13 protein-coding genes and 1 tRNA gene are annotated in these 14536 nt (G+C 49.8%); 9 read left to right on the top strand and 5 right to left on the bottom strand.

The genetic code is table 11. From position 1 onward, the window contains the following. The first annotated feature begins 20 nt into the window (after nt 1–20). The 4 genes from xylB to ACJAZW_RS05680 are packed head-to-tail and all read left to right on the top strand — an operon-like array spanning nt 21 to nt 4775. Nucleotides 21–1472, top strand: coding sequence for a xylulokinase (xylB, locus tag ACJAZW_RS05695; protein ID WP_415155937.1), 1452 nt, complete (start codon nt 21–23; stop codon nt 1470–1472). Further along, nucleotides 1469–2773 carry a xylose isomerase gene (gene xylA / locus ACJAZW_RS05690; protein WP_415155935.1) on the top strand — a complete coding sequence of 435 codons (1305 nt, stop codon included), beginning with the start codon at nt 1469–1471 and terminating at the stop codon, nt 2771–2773. The genes xylB and xylA overlap by 4 nt, the downstream gene beginning before the upstream one ends. Nucleotides 2774–2795: 22 nt before the next feature. Further along, a complete protein-coding gene (gene fsa / locus ACJAZW_RS05685; RefSeq protein WP_415155933.1) occupies nt 2796–3449 on the top strand; it encodes a fructose-6-phosphate aldolase in 654 nt (217 codons plus the stop codon). 3 nt (nt 3450–3452) lie between these two features. Beyond that, nucleotides 3453–4775, top strand: a complete 1323-nt coding sequence (locus ACJAZW_RS05680) for a cytochrome-c peroxidase (protein ID WP_415155931.1) — start codon at nt 3453–3455, stop codon at nt 4773–4775. Here ACJAZW_RS05680 and ACJAZW_RS05675 read toward each other — a convergent pair. After that, nucleotides 4769–6325: a CRTAC1 family protein gene (locus tag ACJAZW_RS05675; RefSeq protein WP_415155929.1), complete on the bottom strand. Its 1557-nt coding sequence runs from the start codon at nt 6323–6325 to the stop codon at nt 4769–4771. The two genes, ACJAZW_RS05680 and ACJAZW_RS05675, sit on opposite strands and share 7 nt — an antisense overlap. After that, nucleotides 6315–7520 (bottom strand): ROK family protein, encoded by a 1206-nt coding sequence (locus ACJAZW_RS05670; protein WP_415155927.1) that lies wholly within the window; start codon nt 7518–7520, stop codon nt 6315–6317. Before ACJAZW_RS05670 ends, ACJAZW_RS05675 begins: the two co-directional genes overlap by 11 nt. A gap of 229 nt (nt 7521–7749) precedes the next feature. On the opposite strand from ACJAZW_RS05670, the gene xylF reads away from it, so the two are divergent. The 3 genes from xylF (at nt 7750) to ACJAZW_RS05655 (ending at nt 10926) form a co-directional block, all read left to right on the top strand. Continuing rightward, nucleotides 7750–8781 (top strand): D-xylose ABC transporter substrate-binding protein, encoded by a 1032-nt coding sequence (xylF, locus tag ACJAZW_RS05665; protein WP_415155925.1) that lies wholly within the window; start codon nt 7750–7752, stop codon nt 8779–8781. 120 nt (nt 8782–8901) lie between these two features. Then, nucleotides 8902–10164, top strand: coding sequence for a sugar ABC transporter permease (locus tag ACJAZW_RS05660; protein WP_415155923.1), 1263 nt, complete (start codon nt 8902–8904; stop codon nt 10162–10164). 9 nt (nt 10165–10173) lie between these two features. Continuing rightward, nucleotides 10174–10926: an ATP-binding cassette domain-containing protein gene (locus ACJAZW_RS05655; protein ID WP_415155921.1), complete on the top strand. Its 753-nt coding sequence runs from the start codon at nt 10174–10176 to the stop codon at nt 10924–10926. 193 nt (nt 10927–11119) lie between these two features. Here ACJAZW_RS05655 and ACJAZW_RS05650 read toward each other — a convergent pair. After that, nucleotides 11120–11193, bottom strand: a tRNA-Gln gene (locus ACJAZW_RS05650). Between the two features lie 368 nt (nt 11194–11561). Here ACJAZW_RS05650 and ACJAZW_RS05645 point away from each other — a divergent pair. Beyond that, on the top strand, nt 11562–12479 hold the full coding sequence (locus ACJAZW_RS05645) for an MBL fold metallo-hydrolase (protein WP_415155919.1): 918 nt from the start codon (nt 11562–11564) through the stop codon (nt 12477–12479). 81 nt (nt 12480–12560) lie between these two features. After that, nucleotides 12561–13097 carry a DUF2867 domain-containing protein gene (locus ACJAZW_RS05640; RefSeq protein ID WP_415155969.1) on the top strand — a complete coding sequence of 179 codons (537 nt, stop codon included), beginning with the start codon at nt 12561–12563 and terminating at the stop codon, nt 13095–13097. On the opposite strand, the gene ACJAZW_RS05635 is transcribed toward ACJAZW_RS05640, so the two are convergent. Together ACJAZW_RS05635 and pdxH are read right to left on the bottom strand one after the other, a co-directional pair. Continuing rightward, nucleotides 13094–13840, bottom strand: a complete 747-nt coding sequence (locus ACJAZW_RS05635; protein WP_415155917.1) for a DUF1499 domain-containing protein — start codon at nt 13838–13840, stop codon at nt 13094–13096. The two genes, ACJAZW_RS05640 and ACJAZW_RS05635, sit on opposite strands and share 4 nt — an antisense overlap. A 30-nt stretch (nt 13841–13870) precedes the next feature. Beyond that, nucleotides 13871–14503 (bottom strand): pyridoxamine 5'-phosphate oxidase, encoded by a 633-nt coding sequence (pdxH, locus tag ACJAZW_RS05630; protein WP_415155915.1) that lies wholly within the window; start codon nt 14501–14503, stop codon nt 13871–13873. Nucleotides 14504–14536 lie beyond the last annotated feature (33 nt).

The raw sequence follows: 14536 nt of genomic DNA, 5'->3' as shown, positions 1-14536 counted from the left end.
ACGCCAAGGAGATTTTTTCTATGTTTGTTGGGCTTGATTTGGGTACTTCTGGATTGCGTGCATTGATCGTTGACGATCAGGGTAACGCAGTTGGAACTGTGCAAAGCACCTATTCAACCAACCATGCGCACAAGGGGTGGAGCGAACAAGACCCCAAACTCTGGATCGATGCATGCAAAGATGTTTTCGAACAACTACGAGCGTCATATCCAAAGCAATTATCCGCCCTTAAGGGCATTGGGATTTCGGGCCATATGCACGGTGTCGTGTTGCTCAACAAAGCACACGACGTACTGCGACCCTGTATTTTGTGGAACGACACAAGGAGCCACGCGTTCGCAACGACGTTGGACAAAACACCGTCCGTGCGCGAACTGTCCGGCAACATCGTATTCCCTGGTTTTTGTGCGCCCAAACTGATGTGGGTTAAAAACCAAGAACCCGAAATATTTGCACAAACCAAAACCATTTTGCTGCCAAAAGATTATCTGCGGTTTTGGCTCACGGGTGAATTGAACTCTGAGATTTCTGACGCGGCTGGCACGAGCTGGTTGGATGTTGGCAAACGGCAATGGTCTGAAAAACTCATCAACGCGAGTGGCATTGAGGCTTCAATGTTGCCAAATACAATTGAGGGATCGTCAACTGCGGGCTCGCTGCGAACAGAATTGCAATCAGCTTGGGGAATAGCAGGCAGCGTTACGCTAGCCGGTGGAGGCGCAGACAATGCGGCAGCGGCTTGCGGCGTCGGTGTGTTGGGTGAAGGCCAGGGTTTTGTGTCGCTTGGCACGTCGGGCGTGATTTTAGCCGGGCGAAGCGGTTTCTTTCCGCAACCTGCGACCGCGGTTCACACATTCTGTCATGCGGTTCCTGACCGCTGGTATCAGATGGGTGTGACGCTTGCGGCAACCGATAGCCTGAACTGGCTGTCACACATAACAAATCAGTCTCAACCCAAGTTAGCAAAAGCGCTCGGCGAGCAACTCACGTTACCAAGTGATATTGGGTTCCTCCCTTACTTGTCAGGCGAAAGAACACCGCACAATGACGCGCATATACGTGGCGCATTTTTGGGATTAGATATCGCGCACACAAGCACAGACCTAACCCACGCAATCATGCAAGGCGTGGCGTTTGCCATGCGTCAAAGTTTGGATGCGCTCAAATCGACTGGCGCAGACCTCCCTTCCCTTTTGGCAATCGGTGGCGGCACAAATTCAAGTTTTTGGGTGGAGATGCTCGCAACCGCATTCAACATACCCATTCATCTGCCGGAAAAAGGCGATTTCGGTGCAGCCCTCGGGGCTGCGCGATTGGCCATTTGCAGCGTCACTGGTGCCAATCCAAATGACGTCATGCAGCCGCCAAAAATAGCGCGCACGATTATGCCGAATGCCAACCACCTTGCGGCCTACGCCGACAAATATCAAAAATTTCAAACCATGTATCCAGCAATCAAGGCAGTGCAATGAGTTCAGGCTTTTTCAAAGATATCGACAAAGCGCAATTTGAAGGCGCTCAAAGCGCCAACCCAATGGCTTTCCATTACTATGACCCGAACGAGATAGTTATGGGCAAACGGATGGAAGACCATTTGCGGTTTGCAGCTGCTTATTGGCATTCTTTTGCGTGGCCCGGCGGTGATCCATTTGGCGGACAAACATTTGAACGGCCATGGTTTGGCGATACGCTGGACCTAGCAAAATTGAAGGCTGATGTGGCTTTCGAAATGTTTGAAATTCTTGGTGTTCCCTATTTCTGTTTTCACGATGCAGATGTGCGACCTGAAGGCGCCGATTTTGCTGAGAACACCTACAATTTGGAATCCATGACGGACTATTTTGCGCTGAAAATGGAACGTTCTGGCACCAAGCTTTTGTGGGGCACCGCAAACTTATTCTCGCACCGTCGCTATATGTCTGGTGCAGCAACAAATCCTGACCCCGATGTTTTTGCTTTTGGCGCGGCGACAGTCAAAACGTGCATGGATGCGACGATGCGGCTCGGTGGTGAAAATTACGTCCTTTGGGGCGGACGCGAGGGTTATGAAACCCTGTTGAACACCGACTTAGAACAAGAGCTTGACCATATGGGTCGGTTTTTGAACATGGTTGTGGAGTACAAGCACAAGATCGGGTTTAAGGGCCAAATTTTGGTGGAACCAAAGCCGCAAGAACCAACCAAACATCAATATGATTATGATGCGGCAACTTGCTTTGGCTTTTTGCAAAAATACGGCCTTGAAAAGGAAGTTAAACTTAACCTCGAACAGGGCCACGCCATTCTCGCGGGCCATTCGTTTGAACACGAGATTGCCACCGCCGCTGCATTGGGTGTTTTGGGTTCAATCGATATGAACCGCAACGATTATCAATCTGGCTGGGACACAGACCAATTCCCAAACAATGTCCCAGAAGTTGCTTTGGCCTACTATCACATCCTTAAGGATGGCGGTTTCACATCTGGCGGAACCAACTTTGACGCCAGAATTCGCCGCCAATCGCTTGATCCACAAGATCTAGTTGCCGCCCACATTGGAGGCATGGACATTTGCGCACGGGGTCTAAAAGCCGCAGCTGCAATGATCGAGGATGGTGGACTAGAGAACGCTTTGACTGAACGGTATTCTGGATGGGAAACGCCTGAAGCAAAATCAATGCTGACTGGATCACTGGAAGATGTTGCTGCGATGGTTGTTAGCAAAGATATCAACCCAGCACCAAAGTCCGGTCGTCAAGAAATCCTTGAAAACTACGTAAATCGCTTTGTTTGAGCGCGCTTGAGAGAGACATAAAATGAAATTCTTTATCGACACCGCTGAAGTGGCTGAAATCAAAACCTGGGCCGATAGTGGTTTTCTGGATGGGGTGACCACCAACCCTTCCCTTATTAAATCGTCGGGCCGGGATATGCTTGAAGTCATCGCTGAGATTTGCGCGGTTATCGACACGCCGGTTTCGGCAGAAGTTGCGGCGCTAGATCATCCAACGATGCTGAAAGAAGCTATGGTGCTGAAGGACATCGCGCCAAATGTTGTCGTAAAATTGCCGACGACCTTGGATGGTTTAAAAACCTGCCGCCACCTGGCGAATATTGGTGTTAGGACCAACCTCACCCTTTGCTTTTCAGCAAACCAAGCTTTGTTGGCGGCAAAGGCGGGAGCCACCTATATCAGTCCTTTTATTGGACGTATGGACGACATTAATTTGGATGGCATGAACCTTATTCGTGACATTCGGAACATCTACTCTAGCTTTCAGTTCAAAACGCAAATCTTGGCCGCCTCTATTCGCACAGTAAATCATGTAAGTGATGCGGCGCTTGCGGGTGCTGATGTGGCGACAATTCCGGCGAGCATTCTCGGCAAATTGGTGCATCATCCGCTCACAGACAAAGGGTTGGAAGCTTTCGTAAATGACTGGAAGTCCACCGGCCAAACAATTCTTTAGCTCATGAACAGCGCGGGCAAAGTTTGCATCTCAATTATTGCGTTTTCACTTTCGGCAGCATCAGGCCATGCGCAAGAGCTGCGGCCACAATTTGATCGCGCGCAATTTCCTGCCGCCAACATGGCTGAGGTTAAATTGGGGCAATTGCTGTTTTATGATCCAATCCTGAGCGGCAACAAAAAAGTCGCGTGCGCAACTTGTCACCATCCCCGATTTGCGACTTCGGACGGGCTGCCGCTGGGCTTAGGCGACGGTGGAATTGGGCTGGGTCCGGAGCGGCGCACTGACCCTGAAAACCTGCCCGAGAAACGGGTTCCCCGCAATTCACCTGCGCTGTTTAATCTTGGTGCGGCGCAATTTATCTCGTTGTTCCATGATGGACGATTAGAGTTCGATGCCAACCGACCATCGAATATTCGTACACCGTTGGATGATGAGATGGTGGCAGGATTTGACAGCGTTCTGTCCGCGCAGGCTATGTTTCCCGTGTTGTCGCCGGATGAAATGGCCGGACATTATTTGGAAAATGACGTGGCAAAAGCTGTGCGAATGGGTTTGCTGACGGGCGAGAATGGCGCATGGGACATCATTGCAAAACGGGTTCGGGGTTACGCGCAATATCAGGCGATGTTCGATGAGGTACTTGAACCAAACAGCGAAATTGATTTCACTGACATTGCCAACGCGATTGCTGCATTTGTTGCCTTTGAGTGGCGCGCAGACGACAGCCCGTTTGATCGCTATGTATTTGAGGGTGAACCACTTACGGCGCCAGAACTTCGGGGCCTAGACCTTTTTTACGGCAAAGCAAACTGTGTGAGTTGCCATGCTGGATTATTTCAAACCGACCAACAGTTTCATGCTATTGCTATGCCGCAAATTGGTCCTGGCAAAGCCGCTAGATTTGAAGACCACGCTGACGACACCGGACGAATGCATGTAACTGGAAAACAAGAAGATGCCTTCAAGTTCCGCACACCATCGTTGCGCAATGTGGTGTTTACCGGACCTTATGGGCATGCGGGGGCGTTCAGAACTTTGCGCGACGTTGTAGTCCACCACTTGGACCCTGTTGCTAGTCTGGCCGCCTACGAACTGAATGTGAAGTTGCCGGAACTGGCCTCCGCTGATGATCAGCGGATTTTGCGCGACCCGACAGCCGTGGCGCGAATTGGCGCGGCAAATGAGTTGCAACCCATTTCGCTCAATGACGAAGAAATAGAACAATTATTGGCGTTTTTGCAAACGCTGACTGACCAAAAGAGCGTGGACGGTCGATTGGGTGTCCCCTTGTCAGTGCCAAGCGGATTACCCGTGGATCAATAGGGCGTTACGACCAACTCTGCGCCGCTGCGTCGTGCTTCCAAATACTGATTCACGTTGATCGATTGCCAATTGCTCGTTTCGCCATCCGGCCAAATAATCCGCATTTCAACTGATTTTGCAGCGCCAAGACCAAAATGTTCTGGTCCCAAAGAGCCACTCGCATGACCGCCGCCGATTGTGATTTCTCGCGCTATTATTTTGGCACCATGTTTGATTTCAATCCAAGCGCCGACTGCGTTCACGTTGAGGTCATTTTGAGCAAGTGAAATGCTAACCCAATCGCCCGTTTCCTTGGTAACGTTCTCGTAAATCTGCATGTTCGCACGTCGATTGATAACAACCAGATCAAGCTTTCCATCCAGATTGAAATCAACCAGCGCAGCGCCCCTGCTCCGTTCTGTATCTGCGACTTGTGCCGTATCCCCAAATTCAACAAAGGTACCGTCAGCTTGTTGAATGAGCAGGCTATTGGGGTCGGACATGGCGCTTGAAATCATCTGGTCGACATTGCCCTTAGCGACAAAAATGTCGTCCAGTCCATCATTCTGCACATCACCAAATGCAACTTGCCACCCGGTCGATGGACGCCCGTCGTCGCCAATATATGGTTGGTGGGTGGTTATGCCTTTTTCAAATGCTGCATCTTTATATGTCGGTGTTTTTGCCCCACCGGACAATGAATGAAGTTTTTGATCGCCCATGGAGGTCAAATATATTTCTGGAAAACCATCGCCAGATATATCACGGCTGGCGATACCCATGCCCCAGAGTTTGTATGTGGTCCAGCCTTCCTCAGAAGTATAGAGCCGCGGCAACTCGTCGAGCGCCCATAATTGTTCTTGCCCATCATTCAGATAGTAATGGCGGTCGTTGCTCACCCGCAGGTCGGGCTGACCTTTGCGTCCCCAATCGCTGAACAACATTGAAAGGGCGCAATATCCGGGTTCAAGAACTATCGGCTTTGCGTAGCCAGTGTCGGTTGGACGGAACAATTGATTGGTATCGCAAGCGCCAAACGGTCCGTCAGGGTTTGCACGATCCACATAGTTTCCAAAGGCTAATGTGGGTAACTTTTGATCCTGCTCCCACGTTGCACTAAATGCGGTTGTCCAGCGGTCGCCACTTTCAATCCCAAGTTCGTTAAATGCTTTAAACTGGCAATTGCCAAGTCCTTTGAAAATCTTGTTTTCCCCAACCCGCAGCACAACTAAATCAATAATATAATCACTGTCGATATCAATCGGGTACGCGCCAGTGACCCCTTTGATGGCGAGTTCGCTTGGTGTGCTATCTTTGAACAAAACTTCGCTTGAAACCGCCTGCGTTTGATTGGTCAAAAGCTTTGCAGGTTCTGCGCCACCTGCCACATAGAGGTCTGGAAACTTATCGTTATTACAGTCAAACGTTGCGACGCCGCCCCCAACAAAATGTTCCCAACCACCGACATATTGGTGTTCAATTCCTGCAGTGCGGCTTTCGAAAAGCGGGGCCGAGAATACGGGACCGGAAACCAAAATAGCGCTCAGAATGTAAGCCAGATTAAGCCGCATTTTCAGCCATCCCCTTGAGTTCCATGTCGGTCAACCCTTCGATTGCATATGCCGCAGCGCCAGTGGCCCACATCATATCGCCCCACTTGTGCACCACAATTTCCGGTGGTGGCGCATCAACTTGCACAACCGTATCTTTGATGCTTTCCAAAACATCGTCGGCGAACAGAAAGTCGAGCTGCATGCGCTCGCCTGATAAGATGATGAGTTGGGGGTCAAAAATGTTGATCAGATTTGAAAGCCCCATGGCGAACATTCTGCTCGCGCGCTGAAGAATTGTTTGCGCGGTCTTATCGCCTTGTTTTGCGCTTTCAATAAGCGCCGCTACTTCGTCTTGATCCGCGTCGGACGAGCCTTTGATTTGCCCCAAAGATCCTTCGCGCAACAATGCATAGTCTGCCACATATGCTTCTAGGCATCCACGCTGTCCGCAACGACAAAGTGCGCCATCCAGATGAACCTTTGTATGACCAAATTCTGCGCCACACCCTCTGGTGCCACGGTAGAGTTCGTTGCCTAAAACGATACCCATGCCAACGCCGTTTTCAATGGTGACAACCAAAAAGTCGGAGACATTTTTACCCATGCCAAAATGTTGTTCTGCTTTGGCGACCAAGTTGGCATCATTGTCGATAAAGATTGGTTTGCCCAAATTTTCCTCGAGCATTTTCCCCAGCTCGACATTGCGCGACGACAATGATGGCGACCAGCGCACGACGCCTAACGTGGTGTCAACAATTCCCGCAAGCCCGAGACCAACTGCGCTGATATTGTCCAACTTGATGTCGGCTACATTGCACGCTTGCTCGATCTTTTTTCGAAATGTCTTAACCAGGTCTTGGGGGCTATAGTTTGTGCGGTCCAACGGCGCTTCAAACTCGCCCACGACATCACCGGAAAAGTTAGTGAAAACAATTGCTATCGACTTGTTCGCCAGTTTTACACCGGCAACCAGAAATGCGTCGCCGCGAATTTTTAGATCGACCTTGGGACGCCCTCGTTTGAAATCCTTGCCCTCTGGCTCAACCGGGATTTCCTCCACAAGACCACGATCAATCAGCTCAGCTGTGACCGTTGTCACCGTTGCGCGGCTAATGCCTGTTTGCTCGGACAGCTCAATTCGCGGGATCGGGCCAATTCTTCGAATTTGGGTCAAAATTGCGCGTCGGCCGATTGTTCGTTGTTCACTTAACAAAATGATCCCCCTTCATTAACTGCGCTGACCCTACCCAAAGAAATGACCAAGATCAAATCTTAATCTCTGCCATCGCTATATTAAATAGCTTTGTTATTTCAGATGGTTACAAAAATTCACTTATTTAATTTGATTTTTGAATTTAAACTTGCTATCGCTAATAGCGGACGCTGTCAATGATGCGCAGCATTGGGGTGATGGTGATCCGAAAACCCTTGGGAGGATAAAAATGAAAAAGATTTTATTGGCGACTGCTGCTGTTTTGAGCATGGGCGCTGCTTCAAGCACGCTTGCAGCTGAATTGATCGTGGGCGTTAGCTGGTCAAATTTCCAGGAAGAGCGCTGGAAAACCGATGAAGCCGCAATCAAAGCAGCGCTGGAAGCTGCTGGTGCAGAATACATTTCTGCTGACGCGCAGGCATCATCATCCAAGCAACTTTCAGACATTGAAAGCTTGATTGCACGTGGCGCGAACGCGCTGATCATTTTGGCGCAAGACGCCTCAGCAGTTGGCCCGGCGGTTGATGCGGCAACGGACGAAGGTATACCAGTTGTTGCTTATGACCGTTTGATCGAAGATGGCCGTGCATTTTATTTAACATTCGACAATGTCGAAGTTGGTCGCATGCAAGCACGTGCTGTTTTAGCAGCGCAGCCAAATGGCAATTATGTAATGATCAAAGGCTCGCCTACTGATCCAAACGCTGACTTCTTGCGCGGCGGACAACAAGAAGTGTTGCAAGCTGCAATTGACGCTGGTGACATTACTATTGTTGATGAAGCCTATACAGACGGTTGGGTGCCTGCAAACGCACAACGCAACATGGAGCAAATTTTGACAGCAAATGACAACAAAGTTGATGCTGTTGTTGCTTCAAATGACGGCACCGCTGGCGGTGTTGTTGCTGCGCTTACGGCACAGGGCATGGAAGGCATTCCAGTTTCGGGTCAAGACGGCGATCACGCTGCGCTAAACCGTGTGGCGCTTGGCACACAAACAGTATCTGTTTGGAAAGACGCTCGGGAGCTTGGTAAAGCGGCTGGTGAAATCGCGGTGGCTTTGGCAGGCGGTGCAATGCTTGACGGCGTTGCAGGCTCAGCGATTTGGACTTCACCATCTGGAACAGAAATTCAAGCCAAGTTTTTGGCTCCTGTTCCGATCACAGCTGCTGACCTGAACGTGGTGCTGGATGCTGGGTGGATTTCAAAAGACGCACTTTGCGTGGGTGTTGATGGCGCCAAAGTTGCCGTCTGCAACTAGTAACCAATGAATGCCCCCTGAAAAAGGGGGCATTTGCCTTCAAATAGTGGTCTACTACGTTCAGAAATCAAAACGTTTGGATGTAGTGGACCTTTTTGCGTTTAGGGGTACGTTGAGGCAATGGCTGATTTACTCAAAAAATTCTTCAAAGGACTAGAGCTCGATAGCCGAATGTTGGGCATGATCGGCGCGCTGTTGCTTTTGTGGATTTCGTTTAATTTCTTTACCGATGGACGGTTCTTAACGCCGCGAAACCTGTTCAATCTTTCCGTACAAACCGCTTCAGTCGCCGTCATGGCAACCGGGATGGTGTTCGTGATCGTAACACGTCACATCGACCTTTCTGTCGGCTCATTACTTGGCTTTTTGGGTATGTTAATGGGCGCGCTGCAAGTGCACATTCTTCCGCAATATCTCGGATTTGGTCACCCTACCATTTGGATTATCACTGTTATATTCGGCATTGGCATTGGCGTTTTGATTGGCGCAGCGCAAGGCTGGGTGATCGGGTTCCTTGCTGTTCCTTCTTTCATTGTCACGCTCGGCGGATTTCTGATTTATCGCGGTGCTGCTTGGTGGGTCACAACGGGTCAAACCGTTGCCCCACTCGATGTGACATACAAACTTTTGGGCGGTGGCGCTGAAGGCACGCTCGGGGCAGATATCAGTTGGCTCGCAGGAGCAGCTGCTTCGATCATCGCTGTTGTGTTAATGATCCAGAGCCGACGTCAAAAACAGAGCCATGGCTTTTCGCTCAAACCGATTTGGGCCGAATACACACTTGGTGCAATTGCCGTAGCAATGATTATGGGTTTTGTGACCGTCATGAATTCATACCCGCTCTCCAAGGGCGCGGTGAAAAGAATTTTTGACGCGCGCAGCGAGGAAATTCCCCAGTTTGCGGTTGTTCATGGTGTGGCCATTCCAGTGTTAATCGTTGTGATCGTTGCCATTGTGATGACCCTGGTGGCCAAAAAAACCCGCTTTGGACGATATATTTTCGCGACCGGCGGCAATCCGGAGGCTGCAGAACTATCCGGCGTCGATACCAAAATGCTCACGGTGAAAGTATTTGCACTTATGGGCGGGCTTACAGCAATTGCGGCGGTTATCGCCTCGGCTCGATTGGGTTCGGTAGGCAATGATCTAGGCACGCTAGACGAGTTACGGGTAATCGCAGCTGCGGTAATTGGTGGCACCGCGCTTAGCGGTGGATTTGGCACGATATATGGCGCACTTTTGGGCGCACTGATCATGCAAAGCCTACAATCTGGCATGGCGATGGTTGGCGTCGATGCTCCGTTGCAGTCAATTGTTGTCGGACTTGTACTGGTGCTCGCGGTTTATCTCGACATCGCTTACCGCCGTCGTGCGGGCAAATAGGGGGACATCATGGAACAAACAAAAACTCCACTTGTTGAAATGCGCGACATCCAGGTTTCGTTTGGCGGCATTAAAGCGGTCGACCACGTCACAATCGATGTTTACCCGGGTGAAGTCGTTGGGCTTTTGGGCCACAACGGCGCGGGCAAGTCCACCCTGATCAAGGTTCTGTCTGGTGCTTATCGCAAAGATGGCGGCGAGATTTTTATCAATGGGCAACAGGTCCAAATCAACAATCCACGCGACGCCAGAGCGCACAACATCGAGACCATCTATCAAACGCTCGCATTGGCTGACAATTTGGATGCAGCATCTAACTTGTTCCTCGGCCGCGAACTTATGACAAGTTTTGGCTTTGTCGATGATGATGCGATGGAAGCAGAAACCCGCAAAATCATGGGCACGCTCAATCCAAACTTTGAGAAGTTCTCTTCCCCTGTATCGGCGCTGTCCGGCGGACAAAGGCAGTCCGTTGCAATTGCGCGGGCCGTCTACTTTGATGCCAAAATACTCATCATGGATGAGCCCACAGCAGCGCTCGGCCCGCATGAGACCCAAATGGTGTCTGACCTCATCAAGCAACTTAAAAAGGCTGGGATCGGCATTTTCCTGATCAGCCACGACATTCACGATGTTATGGAATTGTGTGACCGGGCTTCTGTTATGAAAAACGGGCAACTTGTTGGCACGGTCAATGTCTCAGACGTTACTGACGATGATTTGCTAAGCATGATTATTTTGGGCAAACAGCCAGAGAAATAACAGTCGTTTTTCGGGTGCAAACCGAAACACCCCGTTCAGAATGTTCAAATTGATGAGTGTCGACAAAGCTGCATAGCAATTGTTGGCGCTCATTTTTTGTGGCAAAATGGGCCTATACATTGCTGACTTCAAATTTGATGCGCCAAGCACATCTCATGCCAGACCGAGGTCGCACAATTTTGAAATTTAAGGATGGCTGGGGCGCCAGGATTCGAACCTGGGATGGCGATACCAAAAACCGCTGCCTTACCGCTTGGCCACGCCCCATCAATTGCGAACAGTAAATTTTACTACTGATCGGTGCGGTCTATACGCGTTTTAAACTGAACGTGCAACCACTCAAATAACGGATTTCAACTTTTTTTGACAAAAAATCACGATCAAAGGTTTTTATTCGAAATCGCGGCAAAATTTAGTGCCTGAATGCAATGTTTTCAATTAGATATGCGATCCGCGCCGCACAAATACGAGCAGCCAAACTGGCTTGAAATCTATTATGATGGCCACCTTATACGAAACAGCGCCGTTGAGAGAACTTTGACAGGGCCGAAGCCGATACCGTTCCCAATTAGTGTTTTTTGCATATGTTGATGTTATATGATCGCGCGACCCGTTTCGAGCAGAGTTGGCACATAATGCAAACGCAATCATCGCCGCAATACAACACCGAATTTGACCCATTGGTTGGCGAGCCAGAAATTCTTGCGCCGGGCATTATGCGGGTTGTTGCACCAAATGCCGGACCCTACACATTTCGCGGCACCAACAGTTATATTGTTGGTTTTGACGATGTGGTCATTATCGATCCAGGCCCAGACGATGACGACCATTTTGCAGCGCTGTTAAGTGCAATATCGGGTAAGAAGTGCAAAGGCATATTGCTCACCCATACCCACCTAGACCATTCCGCCCTAGCGCCAAAAATGGCGAAGGCTCTAAATGTGCCGCTCATGTTTGAGGGGATGCACCGCCCGTCGCGTCCGTTAAACTGGTTTGAGCGTGATCCGTTGCGAAAATCTGGGCATTACGGATTGAAGCCCGATTATGTGGTGCGTGACGGCAGCAAGATTGATCTTGGGGAAATTGGGCTAATCATTCACATGTCACCCGGCCATTGCGCCAACCATATTGTGATTGCAATCGAAGGTGGGGATCAACTTTTTACCGGCGATCACATCATGGGATGGTCGTCGAGCCTTATTTCTGACCCGGACGGCAGCCTTGATGATTACTTTACTTCCATCGAGAAAATCATCCATTTGCGCCAAACATGCTATTTTCCAGCCCATGGTGGCCCAATCAGAAACGGACCGGATTTCGCACAACAGCTCTTCGATCACAGGCACAAACGCAACGAACAAATTTTGGTGGCCTTGGCTGCTGGACCGAAATGGACTTTGTCGCTTCTTAGCGAGATTTATCCCGACATTCCGGTGAACATAAAGCCCGCCGCGCTGCTGACCCTCAATGCCCATTTACATTATTTGATTAAAAACCAAGACATTGAATCTCATGGTTTGCTGTGGGCAAAGCATTATCGCCTGAAGGCGTGACCCTTTGGGCGCTGCGACAATGTACCCCCGACATGTACCCGCCAGACTTGCTAGCATGCGGGCACAGAGCAAACCAAGGTGATGATGGTGGCTAAACGGAACCAACTGCCGGACGACAGTTCTTTGCAGCAATATTTATCGGCCAACGATTTTGTTGACAGTTACTCAGAAGAGTTGACGCATCGACCTGATCTTCAAACCTGTGACATTAGGGTTTTTGCCACACATTTTGCTACCATCGAAATTAGCTGGGCAATCAAGCTCTTAAAACTGCGAAACCTGCTGATGAAGCCGCTCCAGCTCAAAACAACCGATGAATTAGCGGAACAACAAGCCGCAACCCCTGCTCTTGAAAAACAAGTTGGCGACCGCATTTCTTTCTTCAAGATTTATGAAATCCATAGGCACGAAATTATTCTGGGTGAAGATGATTGGCACCAAGATTTCCGTGTCTCCTTGTACCGCACCAGTGAACCAGCACCCCGCGCGTTCATGAGTACAGTCTGCAAGCGTCACAACGCATTTGGGCATGGGTATCTTGCAGCTATTTTGCCGTTCCACCAACTTATCGTACGTTCAACACTTAATGAAGGCATTGTAAAAACTTTGCCGCACTAATGGGCTTCCTGTATCACCAACGGCGTTGCCACCAGCTCGTCCATGGCCAATAGAAATTGCTCAATTCTCTTGCTGTTGACACCAAAATCTGCATCACCAAATCGCGATGAGGACCTGAGATTGACGATAAATGAGCGAGCTGTAGTTCGTGTACTTACCGTTACATCATCCACAAACCCCAACAGGGTTTTCGCTTCGAAATATTGATGAAGTTCTGCCGCGCCATTGCGTGATTGGCCCAGTTTTTTCCACCGCATACTTGCCGCGACCTGGGCAACCAGCTCAAGTCCAGCTTGCTCACTTAACTGATATTGTCTAGTGGCCGCAAACTGAAACAATAGCGGGTCAATTGCATCTGCTGTTTGAGGTTCCGCAATTGACTGATTCGACCATGTGGGCGTGACGTTTGGTGCCGTTGAGACGTCATGCACACTCGGATATTGGCCGCCCAAGTATGTGAGTGTTGCAACAAACAGAACTGCGATCAAACCAACAAGCACCCCGCTCGTCGCCTCTCGCCAGCCCGCGTCACCGCTGTACCAAATACGCACATAGGCGATAAGGCCAAATATTGCCGAAACAATTGCGAGTGAAATCGCAACAACGATTGACGCTATAAAAACCGGGCTTGAAATCACGCCGATATAGTGAAAAACGATCGCCAATAAGATGAGGGGCAAAATCGGACGCGTAACCCGCGCCGCCCATATTGCCCATCCAGAAGTTCGAATAAATACGCGCATACAACCTTTAACCCAATGCCCTATTGGACATTAAGGGAAGAGGCGTTGTCTTGTCCAAGACTGGTTTGTGTTTTCCCGGGTGAAACGAATTCGATCATGCAAACGAAATTCGCCGTCGCACCAAAACTCGATTTCAATTGGCTCAATCGTATATCCGCTCCAATGAGCTGGACGAGGCACGTCCTCGCCGAATTGGGTTTCGTATTTCGCAACGCGGTCCATCAACTCTTGTTTAGTTTCCAAAGGACGCGATTGGTCTGACGCGTGCGCACCAATGCGTGAGCCTAGTGGTCGGGTTTTGTAATAGGCATTAGCGACCTCATCGCTTACTGACACAACGTTGCCACGTATGCGCACCTGCCAGTTTAACGATTTCCAAAAGAACCCGAGCGCCGCCTTAGGGTTGGCAGCCAGCTCATCGCCTTTTACGCTTTGCGTGTTGGTGTAAAAAGTAAAACCATTGTCTGCCCGTTCTTTCAACAAAACGATGCGCGTGTCTGGCAAACCATCTTTGTCCGCTGTAGCAAGCGACATGGCATTGGCGATCGGCTCTTTCTCAGAAGCAAGGACCAGCCATTTATCAAACAACTCATAAGGGTCGATATCGCCCTTGAAATTGTGATCAAACAATTGCTCATTCAGTGCTGGTAATTCGGATTGCATATTTCCACCTAAATTGGTCTTTTAGCGGCGGCC

The sequence above is a fragment of the Maritalea sp. genome (genome assembly GCF_047634455.1).
In the GTDB taxonomy this organism is placed as follows: Bacteria; Pseudomonadota; Alphaproteobacteria; order Rhizobiales; family Devosiaceae; genus Maritalea.
Note: the sequence above shows the minus strand (reverse complement) of the source record. Positions and strands in the feature narration are given on the sequence as shown.